Annotated in this window: 20 protein-coding genes; 12 read left to right on the forward strand and 8 right to left on the reverse strand. The window is 38.8% G+C overall.

The features are described 5' to 3' along the window. Position 1: 1 nt before the first annotated feature. Positions 2–973: a P1 family peptidase gene (locus tag AAC155_RS00200; RefSeq protein ID WP_113040564.1), complete on the forward strand. Its 972-nt coding sequence runs from the start codon at positions 2–4 to the stop codon at positions 971–973. A 218-nt stretch (positions 974–1,191) separates the two neighbouring features. Here the strand turns inward: AAC155_RS00200 and AAC155_RS00205 are convergent, their stop codons facing one another. Next, the gene (locus AAC155_RS00205; protein WP_229015696.1) at positions 1,192–2,175 is read right to left on the reverse strand and encodes a class I SAM-dependent methyltransferase; all 984 of its coding nucleotides are present in this window, start codon (positions 2,173–2,175) and stop codon (positions 1,192–1,194) included. Between the two features lie 628 nt (positions 2,176–2,803). Between AAC155_RS00205 and AAC155_RS00210 the strand changes: the two genes are divergently transcribed. Both AAC155_RS00210 and AAC155_RS00215 read left to right on the forward strand, forming a co-directional pair. Beyond that, positions 2,804–3,037 (forward strand): hypothetical protein, encoded by a 234-nt coding sequence (locus AAC155_RS00210; RefSeq protein ID WP_146748028.1) that lies wholly within the window; start codon positions 2,804–2,806, stop codon positions 3,035–3,037. Beyond that, entirely contained in the window at positions 2,992–4,221 is a 1,230-nt protein-coding gene (locus AAC155_RS00215; RefSeq protein WP_113040565.1) for a stiblene epoxidase, read from the forward strand. The genes AAC155_RS00210 and AAC155_RS00215 overlap by 46 nt, the downstream gene beginning before the upstream one ends. Positions 4,222–4,358: 137 nt before the next feature. Here AAC155_RS00215 and AAC155_RS00220 read toward each other — a convergent pair whose 3' ends face one another. Then, positions 4,359–6,062, reverse strand: coding sequence for a glycosyl hydrolase family 18 protein (locus AAC155_RS00220; protein ID WP_113040566.1), 1,704 nt, complete (start codon positions 6,060–6,062; stop codon positions 4,359–4,361). A gap of 401 nt (positions 6,063–6,463) precedes the next feature. Between AAC155_RS00220 and stlA the strand changes: the two genes are divergently transcribed. The 6 genes from stlA to AAC155_RS00250 all read left to right on the forward strand — a co-directional run bounded on the left by stlA (position 6,464) and on the right by AAC155_RS00250 (position 11,219). Next, positions 6,464–8,062: a phenylalanine ammonia-lyase StlA gene (gene stlA / locus AAC155_RS00225; RefSeq protein WP_113040567.1), complete on the forward strand. Its 1,599-nt coding sequence runs from the start codon at positions 6,464–6,466 to the stop codon at positions 8,060–8,062. Between the two features lie 127 nt (positions 8,063–8,189). Next, a complete protein-coding gene (locus tag AAC155_RS00230; protein WP_158536447.1) occupies positions 8,190–8,327 on the forward strand; it encodes a hypothetical protein in 138 nt (45 codons plus the stop codon). Then, positions 8,287–9,036 carry a bifunctional NADP-dependent 3-hydroxy acid dehydrogenase/3-hydroxypropionate dehydrogenase YdfG gene (ydfG, locus tag AAC155_RS00235; RefSeq protein WP_113040568.1) on the forward strand — a complete coding sequence of 250 codons (750 nt, stop codon included), beginning with the start codon at positions 8,287–8,289 and terminating at the stop codon, positions 9,034–9,036. The genes AAC155_RS00230 and ydfG overlap by 41 nt, the downstream gene beginning before the upstream one ends. Positions 9,037–9,167: 131 nt before the next feature. After that, complete coding sequence (locus tag AAC155_RS00240) at positions 9,168–9,530, forward strand: DUF1283 family protein (protein WP_113040569.1); 363 nt, start codon at positions 9,168–9,170, stop codon at positions 9,528–9,530. A 21-nt stretch (positions 9,531–9,551) separates the two neighbouring features. Next, positions 9,552–9,824 carry a DUF1161 domain-containing protein gene (locus AAC155_RS00245; protein WP_191214686.1) on the forward strand — a complete coding sequence of 91 codons (273 nt, stop codon included), beginning with the start codon at positions 9,552–9,554 and terminating at the stop codon, positions 9,822–9,824. A gap of 363 nt (positions 9,825–10,187) precedes the next feature. Continuing rightward, the gene (locus tag AAC155_RS00250; RefSeq protein WP_113040571.1) at positions 10,188–11,219 is read left to right on the forward strand and encodes a metallophosphoesterase; all 1,032 of its coding nucleotides are present in this window, start codon (positions 10,188–10,190) and stop codon (positions 11,217–11,219) included. Positions 11,220–11,364: 145 nt separating this feature from the next. Here the strand turns inward: AAC155_RS00250 and bioD are convergent, their stop codons facing one another. Continuing rightward, positions 11,365–12,039 carry a dethiobiotin synthase gene (gene bioD / locus AAC155_RS00255; RefSeq protein ID WP_113040572.1) on the reverse strand — a complete coding sequence of 225 codons (675 nt, stop codon included), beginning with the start codon at positions 12,037–12,039 and terminating at the stop codon, positions 11,365–11,367. A gap of 119 nt (positions 12,040–12,158) precedes the next feature. On the opposite strand from bioD, the gene AAC155_RS00260 reads away from it, so the two are divergent. After that, positions 12,159–12,353, forward strand: a complete 195-nt coding sequence (locus tag AAC155_RS00260; protein WP_146748029.1) for a hypothetical protein — start codon at positions 12,159–12,161, stop codon at positions 12,351–12,353. Here AAC155_RS00260 and mlc read toward each other — a convergent pair. Together mlc and AAC155_RS00270 are read right to left on the reverse strand one after the other, a co-directional pair. Then, positions 12,339–13,550, reverse strand: a complete 1,212-nt coding sequence (gene mlc, locus AAC155_RS00265; RefSeq protein ID WP_113040573.1) for a sugar metabolism global transcriptional regulator Mlc — start codon at positions 13,548–13,550, stop codon at positions 12,339–12,341. The genes AAC155_RS00260 and mlc overlap by 15 nt on opposite strands. A gap of 255 nt (positions 13,551–13,805) precedes the next feature. Beyond that, on the reverse strand, positions 13,806–14,720 hold the full coding sequence (locus AAC155_RS00270) for a LysR family transcriptional regulator (protein ID WP_113040574.1): 915 nt from the start codon (positions 14,718–14,720) through the stop codon (positions 13,806–13,808). 204 nt (positions 14,721–14,924) lie between these two features. On the opposite strand from AAC155_RS00270, the gene AAC155_RS00275 reads away from it, so the two are divergent. Next, positions 14,925–16,154, forward strand: a complete 1,230-nt coding sequence (locus tag AAC155_RS00275; protein WP_223121351.1) for an MFS transporter — start codon at positions 14,925–14,927, stop codon at positions 16,152–16,154. 154 nt (positions 16,155–16,308) lie between these two features. After that, the gene (locus AAC155_RS00280; protein ID WP_113040575.1) at positions 16,309–17,325 is read left to right on the forward strand and encodes a hypothetical protein; all 1,017 of its coding nucleotides are present in this window, start codon (positions 16,309–16,311) and stop codon (positions 17,323–17,325) included. Between the two features lie 109 nt (positions 17,326–17,434). On the opposite strand, the gene AAC155_RS00285 is transcribed toward AAC155_RS00280, so the two are convergent. From AAC155_RS00285 to AAC155_RS00295, 3 genes are all read right to left on the reverse strand, one after another. After that, positions 17,435–17,584, reverse strand: coding sequence for a hypothetical protein (locus tag AAC155_RS00285; RefSeq protein WP_158536448.1), 150 nt, complete (start codon positions 17,582–17,584; stop codon positions 17,435–17,437). Further along, positions 17,584–18,117, reverse strand: a complete 534-nt coding sequence (locus AAC155_RS00290; RefSeq protein WP_113040576.1) for a hypothetical protein — start codon at positions 18,115–18,117, stop codon at positions 17,584–17,586. The genes AAC155_RS00285 and AAC155_RS00290 overlap by 1 nt, the downstream gene beginning before the upstream one ends. 427 nt (positions 18,118–18,544) lie before the next feature. After that, positions 18,545–23,422 (reverse strand): RHS repeat domain-containing protein, encoded by a 4,878-nt coding sequence (locus AAC155_RS00295; RefSeq protein ID WP_113040577.1) that lies wholly within the window; start codon positions 23,420–23,422, stop codon positions 18,545–18,547. Between the last annotated feature and the right edge of the window lie 33 nt (positions 23,423–23,455).

Below are 23,455 nucleotides of genomic sequence, written 5' to 3' on the forward strand. Positions count from 1 at the left end.
TATGTATAAGACAAATGGAACAATTTTGGATGTACCGGGTGTTAAGGTTGGGCATGCTGAAGATAAATTGGAGCAAACCGGTTGTAGCATCATTATTTTCGACGACGGAGCTGTTTGTGGCGTTGATGTCAGAGGTTCTGCACCGGGGACAAGGGAAACCGAGCTTTTAGATCCCATTAACACTGTTCAGAAAGTCAATGCAGTGGTGCTAAGTGGAGGGAGCGCTTTTGGATTAGATTCCGCCTCTGGCGTAATGCGCTATCTTGAAGAAAGAAAAAAAGGATTTGATACCGGTGTCGCTATCGTACCTATCGTTCCTGCCGCAATAATTTTTGATCTAAACTTTGGTGATCCTGCTGTTCGTCCTGACGCTGAAATGGGCTATCTTGCGGCACTAAACGCTTCTGTAACCCCTTTTCCATCGGGAAATATTGGCGCCGGCGCCGGGGCCACTATAGGTAAGATGGCCGGTTTTGACAAAGCCATGAAAGGTGGACTTGGAACAGCATCGGTTAAATTACCTGGCGGGCTGACAATTGGCGCAATGGTTGTTGTAAATGCTGTTGGTGAAATCAGAGACCCTAAAAATGGTAAAACCATTGCAGGTGCATGTGATAAAAATGGTCATCTTATCGATCTTATTCCCTACATTATAAAAAATAATAAAGATAATAATTTCATTCAAGGGGCAAATACGACTATTGGCATAATTTGTTGTAACGCCAATATGAATAAAAGCCAGATGAAAAAAGTTGCCCAGATGGCTCATGATGGTCTTGCGAGAACGATATACCCTGTTCATACCATGAGTGACGGGGATACTATTTTTGCAGCGGCAACAGGTGGTGTGGATTCATCGGTGAATACTGTTGGTATTCTTGCTGCCGAAGTCATGGCTGCTGCGGTTTTAGATGCGGTAAAATCAGCTAAATCAAAATTTGGTGTTAGAGGTTATGCCGATTTAGCGGATTAAAAAGTTCGGTGCAAAAACTGCGACATCTAGCCAAACGCACGAATGCAATTGTAGTAACAGGGCACGATCCGGATGCCTGGCCAACATTCCGTAAGGCACCGGAATATTACGATTAACTCGAATTCATCAATGCAAAATATAGCCAGAAACTAGAAAGTGGATGTTTCTGGCTTGGTACTCATTTTACTAAAGCTTAACTTACTCTCCGAGAATAACCGCTATTCCTCCCCTCCCCCTCTTAACCAATCATTGACAAAAGACTGGGCATTTTCAGATTTAAATCCAATCGAAGATATGCCGGTTGGCTTCCATAAAAGCTCAATAACACGAATCTTTTGGTTATAATCAAGAGCATTAAATATTTCACGTAATTGTTCATTTAAAAGTAAATCTTGAAATTGAAGAAAATATTCATCATTGAATTGATCGCAACATCCTGCAAAAAGCTTATTACCGTTCTCACGATTGAACCCACAACATCTCACACGCTTAAAGCCAGCTTTATAATAAAAATCGCATATTTCATCATATCTGTATGCGTTGACGATAGGATTCAAAAATGCATCCACATTAACAGCAACCTGATCAACACTATCATCTAAATGATTAGCTGTACTATCGCCATATTGATTTCGACTTAAGTTTTCGCACAGCTTATTCATTAAATCAGTATTTAAAAAATATTCTTCTGCATGATTTTGTTTTACAAAAATCTGCAAAAGTTCCCGCTGCCTCAATCGTTCATATTCTCCTATAGCGTTGTATAACCAAATTAGCGCGATACCCTCTTCATTTAATGAACGTGAAGCTGCTAAAAAACCCTCTTGTGGACATTCCATATGATGGATAACACCGGTAGAAACAACAACATCAAATTGATTATCTCGTGTTAGCTGCTCAATCGTATTATTTTCTAGCGTGACGTTATCCAACTGATGATAAGATATCAACTTATCTGCCACCTCTAACGCTTTATCCGTCATATCAATACCCACAAATTGGGTATCGGGATACATACTTGCCAGCCCTAACAAACGATGTCCCGTTCCACACCCTAAATCAAGCACATATTTTCCCGTTAAATAATCCGGCTTAAATATAATCCCCATCACCGTGGCCATATCATAAATAAGATTGTCTCCAATGGCGGAACTAGGATATGGATATCGGTTATACATCGCTTTGACGTCCTGATTACTCATATTTATTTCTCCGAACAAAATGAAAAATCAATAGTAATAGCCCATGATCACGAATAATAGATTACAAATAATAGTATAGAAGTCACCCTCATAAAATTCATGACAACGAGTAATAAAATATTTCATAATTGGGAGAAAAATATATTAAATTCAATTATTATGGAAATAATTTCATATTAATGATAATAATATATCCACTAAAATAATATTCAACCATCAGATCGATTATTTTATTTTCTTCTAATAAAGAAGATGAAAATTAATGTAGTTGCATTGTGAAACTAATCATGTCATGTTTATTAAATAGTTGAAGATCGAAACAAGATGAATATTAATTTATTCACACAAACATCATTTACTGTCATGTTATCTTGAATACGTAAAACAAACACGAAGTTAGATTAACACATATCACTATAAAGTATTAATTTTATGAAAAATTATAAAATATAAACATTAAAAATTCACTTTAACAATTTAAGCGATCAATTTTTTAATTAAATATTATTTAATAAACAGACACATAACTTTTTTACCAAATATTTTTAGAGATAAAACCCCAAGCTTTCTTGCTCTATTTCGATGTACAGTATATTTTTATTTTAAATACTATAAAAAAGTCATGGCTGTGATTAGATATAATCACCACGATTTAGCCAGAATCGTTCATATCTATACCCTATGGATTTCAAGATGGATCGCGACGGCAAGGGAGCGAATCCCCGGAAGCATAGCGAACAATGTGACCGAGGTGAGTGAGTGCAGCCAACAAAGAGGCAACTTGAAAGATAACGGGTATATAACAGGAGAAATATTATGCACGTCGGTATTATTGGGGCGGGGATTGGTGGTACATGTTTAGCACATGGATTACGTAAAAATGGAATCAAAGTGACGATATATGAACGAAACTCTGCTGCATCATCCATACTTCCCGGTTATGGAATTCATATTAATACATTCGGCAAGCAGGCACTGCAAGAATGCCTCCCGGATGAAAACTGGCTAACCTTTGAGGAGGCATCAAGATATATTGGCGGACAATCACGGTTTTATAATGAACGTCTACGTCTTCTTGCTGTTCAAGGCGGTCTTATGAACGGGCAGATCATTTCCGAGCAGCGCCTGTCAATAAGTAGAACTGAACTTAGAGATATATTAAGCCAAGGGCTTTCAAATACAATTCAATGGAACAAAACATTCGTTCGTTATGAACATATTGAAAACGGTGGTATTAAAATTTTCTTTGCCGATGGCAGTCACGAAAATGTTGATGTCCTTGTCGGTGCAGACGGAAGCAATTCAAAAGTACGTAAGCAGTACCTTCCTTCTATCGAAAGATTCGATGTTGGTGTTAGTATAATCATTGGTCGTGCGCGTCTTACCCCGGCTCTCATAGCTTTGCTACCCCAAAATTTCCGGGATGGTACACCCAATAGTATCGTACCTAAAAGCCCCGACTGGTTGTTCATCTCTATGTGGCGCGCTCCAGTTAATATCCATGTAGAATCCGCCTTAGCAGAAATAGATAATTTTATCGTATGGGTTTACGTAGCAGCAACAGATAGTCTGCCTGACAACATCACCAATTTTTCCGCTGAAGTCCTCTGCGATCTAGTCCGAGCCCGTATGACTTCATGGGACCCAAACCTACATATTCTGATTAAACAAAGTGATATGGAAAACATATCTCCGCTACATTTACGCAGCATGCCCCATCTTCTACCCTGGAAATCCAGCACCGTCATATTACTTGGGGATGCTATTCACAACATGACGCCAATGACAGGCTCAGGAGCGAATACAGCGCTGCGAGACGCACTTTTGCTCACGCAAAAGCTTACTCAAGTGGCGTCAGGCCAAGAAGAATTAATCAAGGCAATTTCAGATTATGAGCAACAAATGCGCGTATATGCTAATGAGATTGTTGGAATTTCATTGCGTAGCGCCCAGAATGCTGTAGAACATTTTTCAATACCACCATTAAAACAACGGCATTTGAGTATAAGAAAAAATACATCTCAAAGTTATCAATACCGACGTTAATATTCCGAGTAAATTGTCATACCTGAACTAACTCCATACCATTACTCTAGATATACTGGTTACAACGATAAGAATGAGGTGAAGATAAAAAAGATCCGCCACCAGTATATATCATACTGGTGGCTTGGTTTAATTAATTATGCAATTTTTACCCAAGGATAAGCATCAGATGTTTCTGCGCCGTCTGGCACGGTGCCTCTACTCCACCATTTAGCTTCCCAATTTTGATTGTTCCAACTCACTCTATCGCCGGCATTATATGCCCTATTTGCATCCCAGACAGGGTAATCACTCCCTGTATCTGGATTAACTGGATCAACCGGCTCAACATTAACACCCTTGAAGTAGAATGGTGCCATATCTATTTTTTCCGTGATTAACTCACAACCAAGCCCTTCCCTAGCTGCATTGACCAATAAACCACGATCTTGATCTGCGGTCCATGTAAATATTCCTCCCAGATTCTTTTCTAGTACATATTGTGCTTTAGATTTAACGGAACGAGGGGTATCAAGAGAAATAAACAACTGACTATCCTTATTATAGAGATAATCAGCGTCTGCTATTTCATCGGTATATAAGTCAAAATTATTTCTTCCCCTCTTTTCTTCCAAATCCAGATAATTATATATCGTGTCGTACCATTCTGTGGTCCCTGATTCAAACGAACCGGTTGTTGTAATCTTCGGTTCTTTTTTCGGGACATAACCAGGATCATAACTGCCGGATAATGGAGAATAACTATCAATAATCGTATTTCTGGCATTGCGTGAATAACCGGTGTAACCAATATTGATGGCAGATGCAGGTACGCCAAGGCTCAATAAATATTCAACCGCCTTTTCTACACTATTCTCACCACCAAGATAATTACGGAGATTCGTGTGATGTAACACCTTTTCAGCCCACGGAGTACCAAAGAAATCATAGGTCATAACATTAATACCATATAGTCCAACTTGCAGTAATTCAGGTATTTTTGATTTTTCCATTTTCTCTGGTACCGCCGAACAAGCAATACTTATTTTTATATCTGAACGCCCTGCTTCTTTAAAAGCAGCAGTTAAATCTTTAATTAAACTAACATAATAATCACCATCGTCTGGCGCATACATGTTACCTTCATTTCCAGCAACGCCCGGATACTCCCAATCAATATCAATTTCGGTAAACATAGGGAAACGTTGGAATATATCAACTAAACTCGAACAGAAATAGGATTTTAGTGTTTCGTCTCTGACCATATTATAAAAGCCATTACTCATGGTCCAACCGCCAACACTAAATGACATAATAAGATCATGGCCTTGAGCTTTTGCAGCTTGTTGAACCTTAGCCAATCCACCTAATACGCCCATACTTTTAGATTGATCAAAATCCCTTGGCATTTGGATATCTTGCCAACCAGAATAAGTACAATTCTGATAAGATTGGCAATCTCCCCAAGCATCTGTGAATGTCACTTCTCCATTATTGGTGCGGGCAAATAATGGCGCTTGCTCTTTAATTTGCTGCTTTTTTTCGCCCTCATCACCTAATATTCCACAGAAACCAATAACTAATTTATCATAAGCAAAAGGATTATCTAAAAGGTGCTGTAAATCTATTCCTCTACCTCGACGAATGGGATCTTGATTTCCTTGTAATCTACCGTCATATTGCGACCAATCTGTATAATAACCAAAAACTTTAGGTTTATTACGTGTGTCATATTTATTATAGACTGGTAATGCGGTTCTTCCCGATGTGTAACTAAAATTTATTGTTTCAGTTGATGGATTGAAATTATCTATCTGATAAGACTGTTCACTAAGCGAATCTGTCTGGATTATTTTTGACATAAATCACCTCGACTAGATATCAGTTTATTTTTCGATGAACACTCCAATTGCTTTACTTACGTGGTAACATAATTACATTCTAGTTTGTATTCTTAGGAAAACAAATAATTGTTATTTGTTTGATTGTTAATGGTCAACTCAAATTTATGTCAATGGATTTTATATTACCGACCATTTATTATCATATAACAAAAACAAATAATTGCAAATTGCAAATATATTAATTGCCATTATTACAATTGCCTCCTCAATTAAATTTGTAAATTAATTTTTACGAACCATTTGTTTTAATTTTATTTCAAATTGACTGTATTTTATATTTTATATCTATACTAATTTGTATCCTTAGGGGTGTTCGTTTCTTCAAAATATTATTACCATTCTTATATATGGAGATTAAAATGAAAGCTAAAGATGTTCAGCCAACCATTATTATTAATAAAAATGGCCTTATCTCTTTGGAAGATATCTATGACATTGCGATAAAACAAAAAAAAGTAGAAATATCAACGGAGATCACTGAGCTTTTGACGCATGGTCGTGAAAAATTAGAGGAAAAATTAAATTCAGGAGAGGTTATATATGGAATCAATACAGGATTTGGAGGGAATGCCAATTTAGTTGTGCCATTTGAGAAGATCTCAGAGCATCAGCAAAATCTGTTAACTTTTCTTTCTGCTGGCACTGGGGACTATATGTCCAAACCTTGTATTAAAGCGTCACAATTTACTATGTTACTTTCTGTGTGCAAAGGTTGGTCTGCAACCAGACCAGTTGTCGCTCAAACAATTGTTGATCATATTAACCATGACATTGTTCCTCTGGTTCCTCGCTATGGTTCAGTGGGTGCAAGCGGTGATTTAATCCCTTTATCTTATATTGCACGCGCATTATGTGGTATCGGCAAAGTTTATTATATGGGCGCAGAAATTGACGCTGCTGAAGCAATTAAACGCGCAGGGTTGACACCATTATCGTTAAAAGCAAAAGAAGGTCTTGCTCTGATTAACGGCACACGGGTAATGTCCGGTATCAGTGCAATTACCGTCATTAAACTGGAAAAACTATTTAAAGCCTCAATCTCTGCGATAGCCCTTGCTGTTGAAGCATTACTTGCATCTCATGAACATTATGATGCCCGAATTCAACAAGTAAAAAATCATCCTGGTCAAAAAGCGGTGGCAAGTGCATTGCGTGATTTATTGGCAGGTTCAACTCAAGTTAATTTATTATCCGGGGTTAAAGAACAAGCCAATAAAGCTTGTCGTCATCAAGAAGTTACCCGACTAAATGATACCTTACAGGAAGTGTATTCAATTCGTTGTGCACCACAAATATTAGGTATAGTGCCAGAATCTTTAGCTACCGCTCGGAAAATATTGGAACGGGAAGTTATTTCAGCTAATGATAATCCATTGATCGATCCAGAAAATGGCGATGTTCTACACGGTGGGAATTTTATGGGGCAATATGTCGCCCGAACAATGGATGCATTAAAACTGGATATTGCTTTAATTGCCAATCATCTTCACGCCATTGTGGCCCTTATGATGGATAACCGTTTCTCTCGTGGATTACCCAATTCACTTAGTCCGACACCCGGCATGTATCAAGGTTTTAAAGGCGTCCAACTTTCTCAAACCGCTTTAGTTGCTGCAATTCGCCATGATTGTTCTGCATCAGGTATTCATACCCTCGCCACAGAACAATACAATCAAGATATTGTCAGTTTAGGACTGCATGCTGCTCAAGATGTTTTAGAGATGGAGCAGAAATTACGCAATATTGTTTCAATGACAATTCTGGTAGTTTGTCAGGCCATTCATCTTCGCGGCAATATTAGTGAAATTGCGCCTGAAACCGCTAAATTTTACCATGCAGTACGCGAAATCAGTCCTCCTTTGATCACTGATCGTGCATTGGACGAAGATATAATCCGCATCGCGGATGCAATTATTAATGATCAACTTCCTCTGCCAGAAATCATTTTTGAAGAATAAAAAGAGAATCACTGAGAGTTTTTCAATCATCTCTTGACTAAAAATACAGAACCCCATTTATACCCAATGGATTTCAAGATGGATCGCGACGGCAAGGGAGCGAATCCCCGGGAGCATAGGTAACTATGTGACCGGGGTGAGTGAGTGCAGCCAAAAAAGAGGCAACTTGAAAGATAACGGGTATACTGATGACAGAAACAGTACGAGTAAAAAAGGGGTTTTGTATGATCGTTTTTGTGACAGGAGCAACTTCAGGTTTTGGTGAATCAATTGCCAGAAAATTCATTCAAAACGGTTCTAAAGTTATTGCAACTGGACGCCGTAAAGAACGGTTAGAAAAATTAAAAGCTGAACTGGGTGATAACTTTTACTTTGTTCAACTTGATGTCACTGATCGGGCCGCTATCAATCAGGTTGTAGAACAATTACCAGAATCACTCCGTCAAATCGATATTTTAGTCAATAATGCCGGTTTAGCGCTTGGATTAGAACCCGCTCATCGGGCTAATCTGGATGACTGGGAAATAATGATTGATACCAATGTCAAAGGGCTTGTCAATATGACCCATGCTCTACTGCCTCAAATGGTAGAAAGAAATCATGGGCATATTATTAATATCGGTTCTACCGCTGCAAGTTGGCCATATTCCGGTGGAAATGTTTATGGCGCAACTAAAGCCTTCGTCAAACAGTTTAGTTTGGGCTTACGAGCAGATTTGCAAGGAAAAAATATCCGAGTCACTGATATAGAACCCGGTTTAGTTAGTGGAACTGAGTTTTCTTTAGTACGTTTTAAAGGCGACAATGATAAAGTGAATAAAACCTACGATGGCACGCAGGCATTAACCGCCGAAGATGTCACTGAAGCTGTTTTTTGGGTCGCTAATTTACCTGCTCATGTCAACATTAATACATTAGAAATGATGCCAGTTTGCCAGTCATTTGCCGGGCTTAGTGTACACAGAAATGAATAATTACACTCTTCTTGATAATTTGTTGAACATATTAATGCTATCTTATAATTTATCTATCTGATAGTTTCTTATTGTGCCATCTAAATTGGCTCCACTTACTCTACACTCAAGAGGATTCAAGAGGATAAAAGATGAATATTTGTAATTCTTTGATATTAAAAGCAATGCCAGCTATCGCTCTGGCAATACCATTGTTATGGCAAACGCCAGCATTGGCGGCAACCTGTACTTCCGGAAGTACCTGCGTCACAGTGAGTGGTAGCGGAGATTCTGTGCTCGATAAAGAAGCCGCCCGCCAAAGTAAAGAACAATGGGATGAAACAAAGAATCTTCGCACTAAAGTTAATAAACGTGCTGAGAAAGAGTTCGACAAGTTCGATAAAGCGATTGATGCTCGTGATGCATGTATGAAAAGTACCAATATCAATGCTTATTGGGAACCCAATACCGAACGTTGTTTAGACAGCAATACAGGTATGCCCATCAGACCGTAATATAAGGTGATGACAATGAAGATGAAGAAAGCGCTTTTATTTAGCGCATTGATCTTTACCCTATCCCCATTCGCACTTGCTGCACAAGCTTCATGCGAAAGCGTGAAAGAGCAAATTGCGCAGAAAATTATCAATAATGGTGTGCCGGAATCTGGCTTTACATTGGAAATTGTTGCTAATGACCACATTGAACAAGCCGGTGGTAAAATCGTTGGGCATTGTGAAAATAATGCCAAAAAGATTGTGTATACCCGGCAAGGAAGCCAATCTCAAGCTCATCCGACCGCCAAATAAACCCACATTATCTTTCTGAAGGAAGATACCCAAAGTTCAGAGAAAATATTACGCCAATATTTTACCGTTGATGAATGATGAGATGAATAGAGGTCGAGGCTATACGCCTTCGGCCCCTTTTCACGTTATACCCGTTATCTTTCAAGTTGCCTCTTTGTTGGCTGCCCTTAGCAAGCTGACCTGAATGATAGCTTTAATATAGTTTCCTATGTGAACCATTAGCTTTTTTAAAACTGACAATCTAAATAATCAACTCTAATATCATAACGTTTTGAAACAAAAATATTTACCGAATAATTATACTGAGTTAAATATCTTATTTGCTCAAAAAATCATATTAAAATTTTAAAATAGGAAACCGTTATGAGTGATCTTATCGCTAAGAAAATTTTCTCTATCATGGTGTTTTTCATAGCATTAGCTATATCAGGATGTAGCGCTGTCGCAGGAAATCAAACAGAAGCCCAGAAATTTAATGGCAACAGCAATTATAAAATTGCCGTGATGTCAGATCCTCAGCCGTGGCGTTTATATCCTGAACAAGGCGATCCTAATGCCGACAAAAAACCGTGGGAAGAATTAAATAGAAAAGTAGCAAACAGTATCAATACTATTTATGAACGCAATCATCTTGCTTTTGGCATCATTAATGGTGATCTTACCGAGTTTGGACGCGCTAGCACCAGAAGAAGCCTTAAGGAGATATATACATCAAAAATCAAATTCCCGCTATTTATGGGATTGGGAAATCACGATTATGCAAATAATGTTAATGATTGTACTTACCCCGAAGGCTTTGATTTCAGTCGTAATGCCTGCGCCAGATCCGCTGTATTTGATATGGCAGAGAGAATAAATGGTTATAGTAAAGTATTGAATAATTTCTCCTATGACTATGACAATAAAGCATGGAAAGGCAGTTTATCTTATTCATGGGATTTCGGTGATATTCATTATGTTCAATTGCAAAACTATCCTACCTATAGTGTCAATTTGGAGCACTATATCAGCCCAACCGTTTATATTACAAAATCCCTTGATTGGTTGGAAAGCGATCTCAAATCTGCTCAAACAAGAGGAAAAGCAGTCGTTTTAAACTTTCACGATGGGTATGACCATTTTATTGATAATAGCAGTTATGCTGAAAAAGAGAGATTTAGATCATTGATTGAACAGTACAATGTTATGGCTGCTTTTGTTGGGCATTCACATTTTCTTGACGAATACACCTCCTATATCTTTGGAAACGCAAAAGTCTATGACAGTGGAGCACTATTTAAAGGTGATTTCTTTATCATTGATGTTAACAAAAAATGCATGGAAATATCTGCATATAATGGCATAAATGGTATTCCCAAGTTTATTAAAAGAATGACGAGTGTTTGTGGTAAATAGAGATCAAGATTATTATATCATATTGAGATTTTAGGTTGTTGATGATAAACCTCACTTTTCTACAAGTGAGGTTTTATTGTTAATCGACCGCCAGTCACAATCACAATATTTTTTATGGTATTCGTTCAATATGATAAATCCACACTTATTCCCCCCTAACTTGTTTTAATATAGTGGAAATCTCCAAGTAACAGGATAAATCTTTTTCTTCCGGACGTAAAATATAAGGAATTTCACCTAACTGTGGCGCATTAATGTGACGGCGTAACCTATCCATCACTTTCGTATAGTGCGATAAACCAGGGTTAATTCTGTTAGCTACCCACCCTACTAACTGCAATCCATCATTTATTATTGCCTGCGCGGTTAAAATTGAGTGATTTACACAGCCAGATTGAATACCAACAACTAAAATAACTGGGATTTTTTCCCGAATCACCCAATCAAAATAAAAAGTTTCATCATCCAGTAATACACGCCAACCGCCGTTACCTTCAATAATAACGCGATCTGCTTTATTACTAAGATTATTTAATCCTTTTCTCATCTGTTCGAAATCAACCTGATTGCCTTCACAATACCTGTTTTTCCAGATAACTGGGTTAATTTCTTCATATTTAAGTGGAACGGGAGAAGATTTTTGTAGAATCACACCATCTCGATTACGCATACCTTCTTCTGTTTCATACCCTTCTGTGGCTATAGGTTTATACCCTACTGCCGTTGCTCCATCACGATTAAAAGCTTGTAATAATGCACGGGTAACAATTGTCTTACCTATGTTGGTATCTGTCCCCGTAACAAATAGGCGCGTTAACATAAATTCTGTTTTCCATAATGACAGATAGAACCCGGTTAATGAGCGCTTAAGTCTAGAGGATGCGACTATAAGGGAGATTGCGTTAGCTCAATGTTTTGTTTAATTGCTACGCCAATTTAGTGAAAAAATTTATATATACCCAATGGATTTCAAGATGCATCGCGACGGCAAGGGAGCGAATCCCCGGGAGCATAGATAACTATGTGACCGGGGTGAGTGAGTGCAGCCAACAAAGAGGCAACTTGAAAGATAACGGGTATAAAGTTAATATTACAACCAGAGAACCTCTATCAAGTATATTATCCTTTCATTAAACTGATCAATAATGAACCATCATATAAAGCTTTTTTAACTGACGCTACCGTGGATAATGTACCTGAATTATTGAATTTTGTTGCAACCAATTCAATCTGTTTACTATAGGCAGGCAAAGCGTGTTGTTGAATACATTCACTAATCACCGGATACAAAACTTGTTGTGAAGCATTAAGAGGAGAACCCATCAAAATTTTTTCTGGGTTAAATAAATTGACCATCATTGCGATAATATGCCCAATTTTTACTCCGATATCACGAATAATATCTACTGCCAGAGTATCACCGTTATTAACCGCCTGACAGAATGACTCAACGGTCAGTGGTTCACCGTTTAGTAAAGAATCGGGTACCATTGCCAACTGCCGTTTTGCTCTGGATAAAATATGGCTGATGCCTACAACCGTTTCCAGACACCCAACATTCCCACAATAACAGCGTTCACCATCAGGCTGAGCCTGAATATGCCCTACCTCCATGACACCACAGTTGCCAGCATGCAATGTTTGCCCCGCAATAATCACGCCAACACCAACATGTTCATCAATGACCATTTGGATAACATTCTGACAATTTTTTGCTGTGCCATATAGTGATTCAGCTATCGTCCAGGCAGTTATTTCATGTTGAAGAAATACCGGTAATCCGGTGCGACGATGCAGATATTCTCCTATTGGCAATTCCTGAACCTGGTAATAAGGGAAACTGTGGATTAAACCTTGGGTCGGATCAACAATCGCATTTACCGTCATGCTAATTGCCGTCAGACGCTCAAGATGAGATTGATAGCGACCAAAAAATGCATCAATCTCATCAATAATGCTATCTAAAAAGGATTTTTCCTTGTTGGCCGGTAATGGTAAAACATCTTCAATAATTAACTTGCTACTTAAATCACGCAGTCCCAATATTAAACTTCCCAAGTTAATACTGACACACAGGAAATGCCAACTTTCAGAATCAAGCTTCAATCCGGTCGCCGGGCGCCCTCTAAATCCTAAATCCAAAAATTCCGTTTCCATGACTAAGTGTGCATCGACCAATTCACGGACAATCTTAGTAATACTGGCTGGAGCAAGTTGAGCTTTTTTGGATAGCTCAATACGGGAAATTGGACCATATTGATCAATTAACCGATAAACAGTACCAATATTAATCTGTTTTATCTGATCAATATGCCCTGGTTGTCGATCCATTATTTACCCTTTTACGCTCTATACCCGTCATCTTTCAAGTTGCCTCTTTGTTGGCTGCACTCACTCACCCCGGTCTCATAGTTATCTATGCTCCCGGGGATTCGCTCCCTTGCCGCCGCGATCCATCTTGAAATCCATAGGGTATAATTAATTCACGTTTCAAAATAATTGTTGGCTGATTATGTCGAGGTTTTAGGCAAAAAGTATGATTCTTTCAATAAATATGTGATATTCAGCACGAAATTTAGCTTATTTCTACTTATTTTTTCCATTCAAAATATTAGATATAAGTAGGTTTATCAGCCTGTCTGCGGCGGCCGATATTGGCCGGTTCTTGTGATTTACCAACCAGACCTCAGAATAAGAGTGGTTATCAGCTAATGGAATATACTGGACACCATCCACTTTCATTCGAGTAAAAGATTCAGTCACAACACTGACACCTAATCCAGCAGAAACCAGCCCAAGAATGGTCATCGCTTCGCCTGCTTCCTGTGAAATCATCGGCGTCACGCCTGCTTGAGCAAGTAATGTGATGATTTCATCATACAAAGCAGTCCCCACTTCGCGCTCAAAAAACACCATCGGATAGCTCGACAACATTTCGAGCTTTATTCCCTGTGGAGCATATTCCAACAAAGGATGTCCATCATAAACAGCAAGCCTAAAAGGTTCCCGAAATAATAGCCGATACTCAAGGTTATCGGGTAATTGGGTATTACGCATGATACCAACGTCGATCCGTCCCGTCAGTAATGGCGCAATCTGCTGTTTAGTATTCATCTGATGCATATGAATAGCGACTTCCGGGTAACGTTCCCGAAATTGCCGTAAACTCAGAGTGACCTTATTCATAAAAGGTATCGTAGAGGTGAAACCGATAGATATTTCGCCTAATTCCCCTTTTTGCATTCTTGCTGCTTTTGTTGCAGCAGCATCAACCTGAGCCAGGATCAGATAAGCTTCTTTCAGAAACATGTTACCTGCCGGCGTCAAGCTCACATTCCGGTTATTACGTTCTAACAACCGCGCATTTATACTATTTTCAAGTGATTGAATCTGTTGGCTTAATGGCGGCTGTGAAATATTAAGCCGTTCTGCCGCACGACCAAAATGTAATTCCTCTGCCACTGCAATAAAGTAGCGTAAATGCCGTAACTCGATAGCCATAATCACCTTTGAGATCTAATACATATTATTGTTAATGATTAATATATTAGACAAAATATTTTGCAATTCATATGCTTGATCTTCATCAAAATATAAGCTAGCTAATGAGTTAAGTAAGGAAATTATGTGAGCGCCAGCCCTAGTAGTAATACCAGTCCTAGTAATACCAGCTCTAGTAATAATAGTAGTAATATCGGTGAAAATTTGACTCCCGGTAATCATCTTGTCCAAAATGTTCAAAATAAGAAAAGTCATATTCAGAAAGATGATCCTCTATATATTAGAGTGACGTTGTCACTCTTTACCGTAGGGTTAGCTGCATTTGCCCTACTCTATTTCGTTCAACCAATCTTACCCATGCTGTCGGATGATTTCGATGTTTCTCCTGCCACCAGTAGTTTATCTTTATCCCTTTCAACGGGAATGCTGGCATTGGGCTTATTAATCACCGGTCCTCTGTCTGATGCTATTGGCCGTAAAAATGTGATGGTAACAGCGCTATTTGCCGCCGCATTTTTCACTTTACTCAGTGCATTTATCACCAGTTGGCATGGAATTCTGGTTGTACGCGCTCTGGTTGGTTTGTCTCTCAGTGGCGTAGCCGCCGTTGCAATGACTTATCTTAGTGAGGAAATCCATCCTAACTTTGTTGCTTTATCAATGGGACTTTATGTTAGTGGTAATGCTATTGGTGGCATGAGCGGGCGATTAATATCAGGTGTTATCACCGATTATTTCTCATGGCGGGTTTCTGTCATCGTATTAGGTTTATTAGCATTAATTGCGGCAATGATGTTTTGGCGTATGTTACCTGAATCGCGCCATTTTAGGCCAAGTTCTCTCAAACCTAACTCTTTATTAATCAATCTGAAATTACATTTTCGTGATAAAGGATTGCCATTACTGTTTTCTGAAGCCTTTTTACTCATGGGCGGCTTTGTTACCCTATTTAATTATATAAGTTATCGTTTATTGGATTCGCCCTATTATTTCAATCAGTCAATTGTCGGTATGTTGTCTATTGTTTATCTGGCAGGAACATGCGGCGCATCCAAAGTCGGCACATTAACCCATCAATATGGACTCGGAAAAGTGCTAATTGCGATGATAACTATGATGCTAATCGGTACGCTTATTACCTTATTATCATCTGCGGTGATGATTATCATTGGGATGATAGTCCTCACTTTCGGTTTCTTTGCTGCACATGCTGTTGCCAGCAGTTGGGTCGGACGTCGTGCTCGCCGGGCCAAAGCACAAGCGTCTTCCCTTTATCTGTTTTGTTATTACTTTGGTTCAAGTGTGGCTGGTACTTTGGGCGGTATATTTTGGCTCCAATTAGGTTGGCATGGTGTTGTTTTATTTATTGCTATTCTTCTCTCTTTGGCTCTACTTTTAGGGTTTAAACTCGCCAAACTTCCAGAGGCAAAATAATAGAAGACCAGAATTTTTTATCCGCCAGGTAATGTCCTTCACTTTCTGATTTGTCAAAAATTAATGTGTTTTTTTGCCGCGATATTAAAAATCGTGGCAACATTATTCAACAAAAAAACAAACATTAATACTCATATATAAGGAAGAGTTAATTATGGGAAATTCCATATTTGAAGGTTTCACTAAAGAGGAAATAAAATTGGCATATGAATTTGATATGCTAAATCAATCTATGGTGATGGCAGAAGCGAATGCCTATGCGCTGCAAAAGCAGTTATATCGCCTTAGCCAACCACAAAAACTGCTAAATAAAATAGGTCGGAATGCACTGGTGGAGATTAAAGATACGATGATACGTTCAGTGCCTGCTTCAATATGTGCAGGATTGGCAGGTGCTGCTACGGCATCAGGTGGCCCCGCTATCTCTTTTCTCGCCAGTGCGGCAGCGGGAAGTATTGGTGGAGAATTGGCAAAACCTATTACGTCAAGAACCGGTGTTCATACTCAATTGTATCCGACCTGTACCGGCAATACGATTAAAAACATTGAGCAAGAGGTACAGGGGAAATTACAGGGAAAATTGAGTGGTTACCCTAGGCTATATGAACTATACCGTACCTATATAAACAAAGAATATACGCGGGATTTTGTGCTTGATACCGCACTGGCAAATACACCTGATGTGGTTACCAGTGCTATAACAGAAGGTGTCAATAACTGGACGGCGGGTACTTTCAGTTCCATGTTGAAATATGGTCCAATACCTATTGTGGCTTTAACTGCGGCGGCGGGATTAGATCCTCGTGGTATTTATAATAAAGGCAAAGATACATTTCATGCTATGGCTAGCATAAAACCTGGCCCACACGCAGGGGGTAATCTGAAAGCGAAAAAACTGGAAAAATTACTATGTACTTATCAGGAATATTTACCCTATCTGGAGCAAAATTTATTTCGCGCACGAGATTGCTTAACGAAATTGATTGAATCGCTGAACAGCAATCTGGATAGAAAATTAAATGTTAAAGCATTCATGAAAAAATCCCCTAATCTTGCCTTATCATATAAGAACGCTCACATGGCATCTCAAGAAATTATCAATATGCTTGAGTTATTAATTATGCTGGAAAAAGAAAGGGAGAATCAGGTAGTTAGGGAAACCTGTTTATAAGATTAATCCTCTTTTAGGTACGTTAACGCAAACCAAGTGACCTAAAAGAGGGTTCTAATCAAGGTGGTGTACTTGACGGTATATAAAACACTTACCAACCCTCTTGGTATCATTTATACCCGTTATCTTTCAAGTTGCCTCTTTGTTGGCTGCACTCACTCATCCCGGTCACATCGTTATCTATGCTCCCGGGGATTCGCTCCCTTGCCGCCGCGATGTATCTTGAAATCCATTGGGTATATACAACTAAGCCATTCACTAATTAATAATGACTTGAAAATCTGTAGAAATTAAATTGGCTAAAAAATTTGAACTCACTTTATTTTTTACAAAAAAAGATAGATTTGGAAATATAGAATCTTTACCACTATAACTCAATTCACCCTCTTTTATAATATAACAACAGGGTTCAATTAAATTTATGCTGTACTCTCCAGCTCCTGTATCATCGGAATATATACCAAAATTATCAAAACCGTTCTCAACATATTCCCCATTATTGAAAAACCAATCTTGAGTTGGCTGCTCCCTGGACATTTCTGCCGTAAAATTTCGGGGAGTGAAAAACTGTGCTTTAAACGTGAATGCAAGATAAAGATTTGAAATATTTGGATAACAAAATAAGTTGCGAAATTCTGAAATATTCTGGCCATCTAACCATATAAATCCTGGAGTACAAATGCGAAAATTCAAATTCTCCGCATTCCATTTCTCTATCTTTCTATCGGGTGCTAATGGGAATTTCATCACGATACCATTTGGAGCATATTTGTTTACATAAATATTAGTCATCATTGTGCCTCATCTTTTAATGGATTTTCCTGGCTCAATAGCCCCAACCTTGTTTATTATCTCTTTTTTACAGTATAATGCCATAAGTGGATTACCGCTAATATTCCACGATCAAAATTACTTCACATTCATCACACTGCTAGCAAAAATAAGAAAATACCGAAATTTATTTAGGGTAAGTGCAAAACATTAACCTACTGAAAAATTATTATCAGCACTGATATCAACATTAAAATAATATACAGTAAGATTATTCCCATATGGAAATAAACAGGAAATCGGACAACAAGAATACGCCAGATTAATACCTTAAAAACCTTTTGGAATTTTAGCTCGATTACGCAACGATCGACTTCTCATAAAAGGCGACACAGACGTCGCCCCCTAGTTATTTTTCCTGAGATTTAACAATCACCTCCCAGAATCTTTATATGGTCAAACGGCCTCGTAACACATTACGGGTTTCAATGGACGATTGGCTAAATAGATTTCCGGTACTATTTCGAAATGCTTGGTTCACTTCAACGGCTCGAATAGAGGGATGAACATTTATCGCTTCTGGCTCCAATTGTGCAAAACGAGACAACGTATAGGCTTCGCTTCCTTCAGAAGTGCCTGCCGATGAGCTGAGTTCCCAAGTATGATGATTCACTGCATAAGCTGTACGCGCAAGATTAATTAGCCCCGCCGTTGTTGATACAGCCCCAAAACCTACAGAGATCCATCCCAAGATATTAGCGGCATTCGCATTGTTATCTGCAACAGCAGAAGCTGCTATTCCGGTAGAGAGCGCCACAGCATTAGCACTCAATGACACCGTGGATAAAGCGATATCCCAGCGTCGGCTAGAACGGCTGGCAATTTCACCAAATTCAATAGGTACTGACCCGATAACACCCGTGCTGGCTACCTGAGAACCATTCCGTGCCGATTTTATCAGCGAAGAGGTAAAGGTTATTGCACTGATGCCAAAGCTTAAAACCCCCAACCCTGCACTAATCCAATTTAATATCCCAGATGTTTTCGGATCTTTTTCTGATAATGCCGCTGACGCAATCCCTATCGTATCGGCAGCCAATCCAATGACGGTCGCAGTAACTGCAAGTGTACTGGTAGAAGCAATCGCCCCCAGAGCTCCCCCCGCGGCAATGAGACCCGCACTAATTGCCGCGCCAGCCCCCAGAGACACAATCCCAACAATGACACCAATTGCCCCTAGCACAATGCCTAATATCCCGCCAGCACTAAGATGACCGTTCAGATCAATCCGGTTTATGGGATCGCCCTGGCAATAAGTGTAGGGATTAACCCCTCCCCGACCAAAGGGGCTCCAACTGTCGGGACTATGAAATCTCATGAGCACCGGATTGAAAACACGATATCCGTTACCTAAGAAATACCAGCCTGTTACTGGATCGACCTGCGCTCCATTCAAACCCGGTAATGAAGAAATTAAACTCCTAAAGCCATAAGGTGTGTAGGATAAAGCCATCAACTCGTTTTCGTTCTGACTGGCTATAACCGTACTATTATGGTCAGTGCCATATTGATAGTAGACTGACTGACCATTCTTGGTGCTCTGATGACCAAGCCGTTGTTTATCACTATTCAGCCAAGTAATCGCTTCATCACCCAATTGAACATTCGCCACGTTACCTGAAGCATAATGTTGACGATTAACCGTACCATTCGCTAAAACTTGTGCGGTTAATTTGTTCAATGCATCATACTGGTAGTTGCACACCAGATTACCCAGCCGGTCTTTGACCTGTATCAGGCGATTATTCTGATCGTAAATGAGCGTTTGCCCTTTTTCGTCGCGTGTTAGATTACCGTTAGCATCATAGCTTAACTCTATTTGCTGTTTATCACTGGTAATACGAATAAGTTGGGTTGGATCGGCTTGACTGAAATGATAATCCACTGTTTCTTTACCATCTTGATATGTATTATCAAGCCGTTTGATATTACCCCATTGGTCATAATGGTAAATTTGCTGATTTAACACTCGACCAGTATGATCAACCGGAGATTGTTCTCCCTCGCATTGGTACTGGCTTAAGCGCTGATTACTATCATATTGATAACGTTCATTTTTTATAACCACTCCATCGACGGAGGTGATACGTTGACTGATTTGATTATTCTTTGTATAGCTTAAGGTAATGACTTGTATTGAGAAGTCACTAATTAGCGAGCGTTTTATCTCTCGATCAAAAGCATCGTATTCAATTTTTGTGACTAATTGGGATAATGACGTTGTGTCTTTTGTCGTCGTTGTTATTAGCCGTCCAACATTGTCATATTCAAATGTAGCGTATTGCGAACTCTGTTCTGTTTTAACTAATCTTCCTTGGGCATCGTAGCTATAAACATGATCATGAGCAAAACTATCTTTATGACGTTGAATTAAACCAGACATCGTATAACGGTAATCGCCCGATGAAATCGGTTTATTATCCCGCGAAAATGATTCGTGCTGTAATACACCCGATGGAAAATAACTGTAATTGCTCTGGGATACGCCTTCTGTCGCAGATAATAATGCCCCCGTTTTCGGATGGTAATGAAAGTTTTGTTGGCTTATCTCTGTGGTAAATTTGGACATCACACTGCCGAGAGAGTAAAGATAATCGATGTTTTGTTTATTATGCGCAGGCGTGACAGACTGAATAGGTTTGTCACCTTGAGATCCATATAAATATTCCGTTTTGCGACCACCCACCGTATCGCTGATTACCCGCCCAAGACCATCATAAGCTAATAAACCCAATTGTGTTCCATTCACATTCAGTGCAGAAATTAATTCTTCATGGCTAAAGCTTGCATAAGCAGATTCTAATATTGTTCTGTCTGGCAACGTTTTTTTCACTATACGATCAAATAGATCGTACTCAATTTGGGTAGCGTAACCTTCCGCATCTGTTTCAGTCACCGTACGACCAAATCCATCATAACGATAGGTACGAGTGCTATATATCGCACCATCAGGATACACAACTTTAATTGAAGCAGGCTGCTCAAAGTTATTTTGCTGAATAGTTAACATTCCCAACCCTTTGACCCCTTGAGTAATTGTCCTCGTAATAGGGTCATGGATTTCCAGCTCTATCCGACCATCACTATACTCAGTACTGTAACGATTTCCCCAACCATCATATTGATAGGTTTTCGTTGTAACCAAAGGAGTCGTCAAGCGAGTCAAAGGATTAGCAGATAAATCCCATAACCAATCATTTGAAATCTCTTTGACCAATTGCCCCAAAACATCATATTGTCTGGCAAGAACTTTTCGATATGTGCCTTGATAAATCCTCGATGTGCCCCAAATACCATCATCATCTTGTTCTTCAATCGAACAAATACGCCCCATTCCATCGTAATGGGTTTTACGTCTGATGCCTTGAGAATCAATTTCTATCATCACCGGCCAAAAATCATTTTCGTCACCACCGGGATATTGATAAACATAATTACGTTTAATTTCTTTTGTCGTGCCGGGGTCAATAATTTGTCCTATAATTCTGCCGGAAAGATCATAAGACTGGTCCGTAATGACATGGTTTACATCAACTTTACGGAGTTGCCGATGTGTATAAATGGAGGTCACATTTTTCGATTCCATATGTGCACCATCAAAACCCGTCACCGTAGAATTTGTGATCATCTCACTATCTGAATATTCATATTTAAACGTGGTAACCGTTTGCTGGTTATTCATCACCGACGTTATTTTTGCTAATGAACCATGAGATTTGTTTGCCGGTGAATTAACATAGTTAAAGGTCCTCACTATTTTACTGTCTATCGTTTCTGAAGCTTTACTGACATATTCCTTAACATAAGCGCCGGTAAAAGTGGGCAGTTTTTGATACGTGTAGTAAGTTACTCTATTTGCGACACTTTGAGCAGCATCAGGTGATCCTTTTTGCGTCACTGATTTTAAAAACCGGGAAAAACCCAATGGATCGGCAGGACAATTATTACCTTCACCATTCACCGGATAATAAACGTATTCTTTCTGTATCCCACTGGTCTCAGTAATAAGTAGAGTATTTCCCCAATCATCACTTTTAATATTAACGCTCTCTTCTCGTGAAGTATTGGTCTGTAAGTCTGTGTAACGCGTTAACACATGAGAGGGTTGTTGTAAATTTTCTGGTTGTTCGGAAAAGCTTTTTGACGGATCTTCATTGTAAGTAATTTCTGTTGTGATCCTCTTATTATCTTGTGTTTTTGCTTCTTTGGTCATTAAATGAAATTTATCAAACACCCTTTCTGTTACTGAAATAACATTTTGACCGTTTAAAACACGTTCAATGGATGAATAGGTATATTTCCCTGTAACCAGATACAAATTATCTTGACTGGAATCAAAGCTTGTCCGGCCAGAAGAATAGCCCAAGAAATTATGTACTGAACTATATTCATAGGATTTGCTGATCGCAGGCTGCCCATTACCAGGTTGAATAGTCAGTGCAGCAGCATAAGGAATAGATTCCGTGTCCGTCACTTTATGTCCATTCTCCTTATAACTCACCAGCTCAACATAACCTGTTGGTGTACGAAAAGCGCTAATAACCGGAAATATTCCTTTTAATGTCTGATAGGTCATCTTAAATCTGACAGAATCAATAGGACCAGAAGCATCATAAGGTACAGTCACAGTAATGAGATAATCATTGCGATAATCGAATGCGATTTTCGCAGAGATATTATTATCATCAGGGTATTCGACTGATGTACAATTATTTCCAGAGTAATTGAGTTTAAGATAAGTTTTACCCGTCACACGGTATTTTATTTCGGATAATGCAAACCTTGAATTATAAATTAAATCAAATGCTTCACCATCTGGAAATTCAAATGCAACCGTTTTTGCAATGTCACTCGATCCAATTCGTTTAAGTGTTTCTATAATACCATTCTTATTATAAACATAGAAAGTGTTACTATCGAGTTTATATACGCGTAAATCTTTTAATTTTTTATCTTTAAAGCTAATGTCATTATTATTAGGTGGCAATGGCTTACATTTAAATTGCTCCCCATTTGCCCGGCTAAATGTGAGTGTTTTTACATCCAATGTTGTTAATGAAAATCTCCAGCCAATACCAAACCCATTATTTAACGTTGTTAATGGCGAGAATGATAAGTTAAGTACCTGTTCAACATTACCGACATTATTTGGTCTTAACGTGATAATATTGATATTTGCGCTATATTGACCTGTTCTGGGATCAACACCAGTGTTAATATAAGATCCAAAATTAAAAGCATTGGAATATATATCATTAATTTTCATTTTAAATTTCCTGTTTGATTAATTAAGAACACA

Source organism: Photorhabdus sp. HUG-39, assembly GCF_963878365.1.
Classification (GTDB): Bacteria; Pseudomonadota; Gammaproteobacteria; order Enterobacterales; family Enterobacteriaceae; genus Photorhabdus; species Photorhabdus kayaii.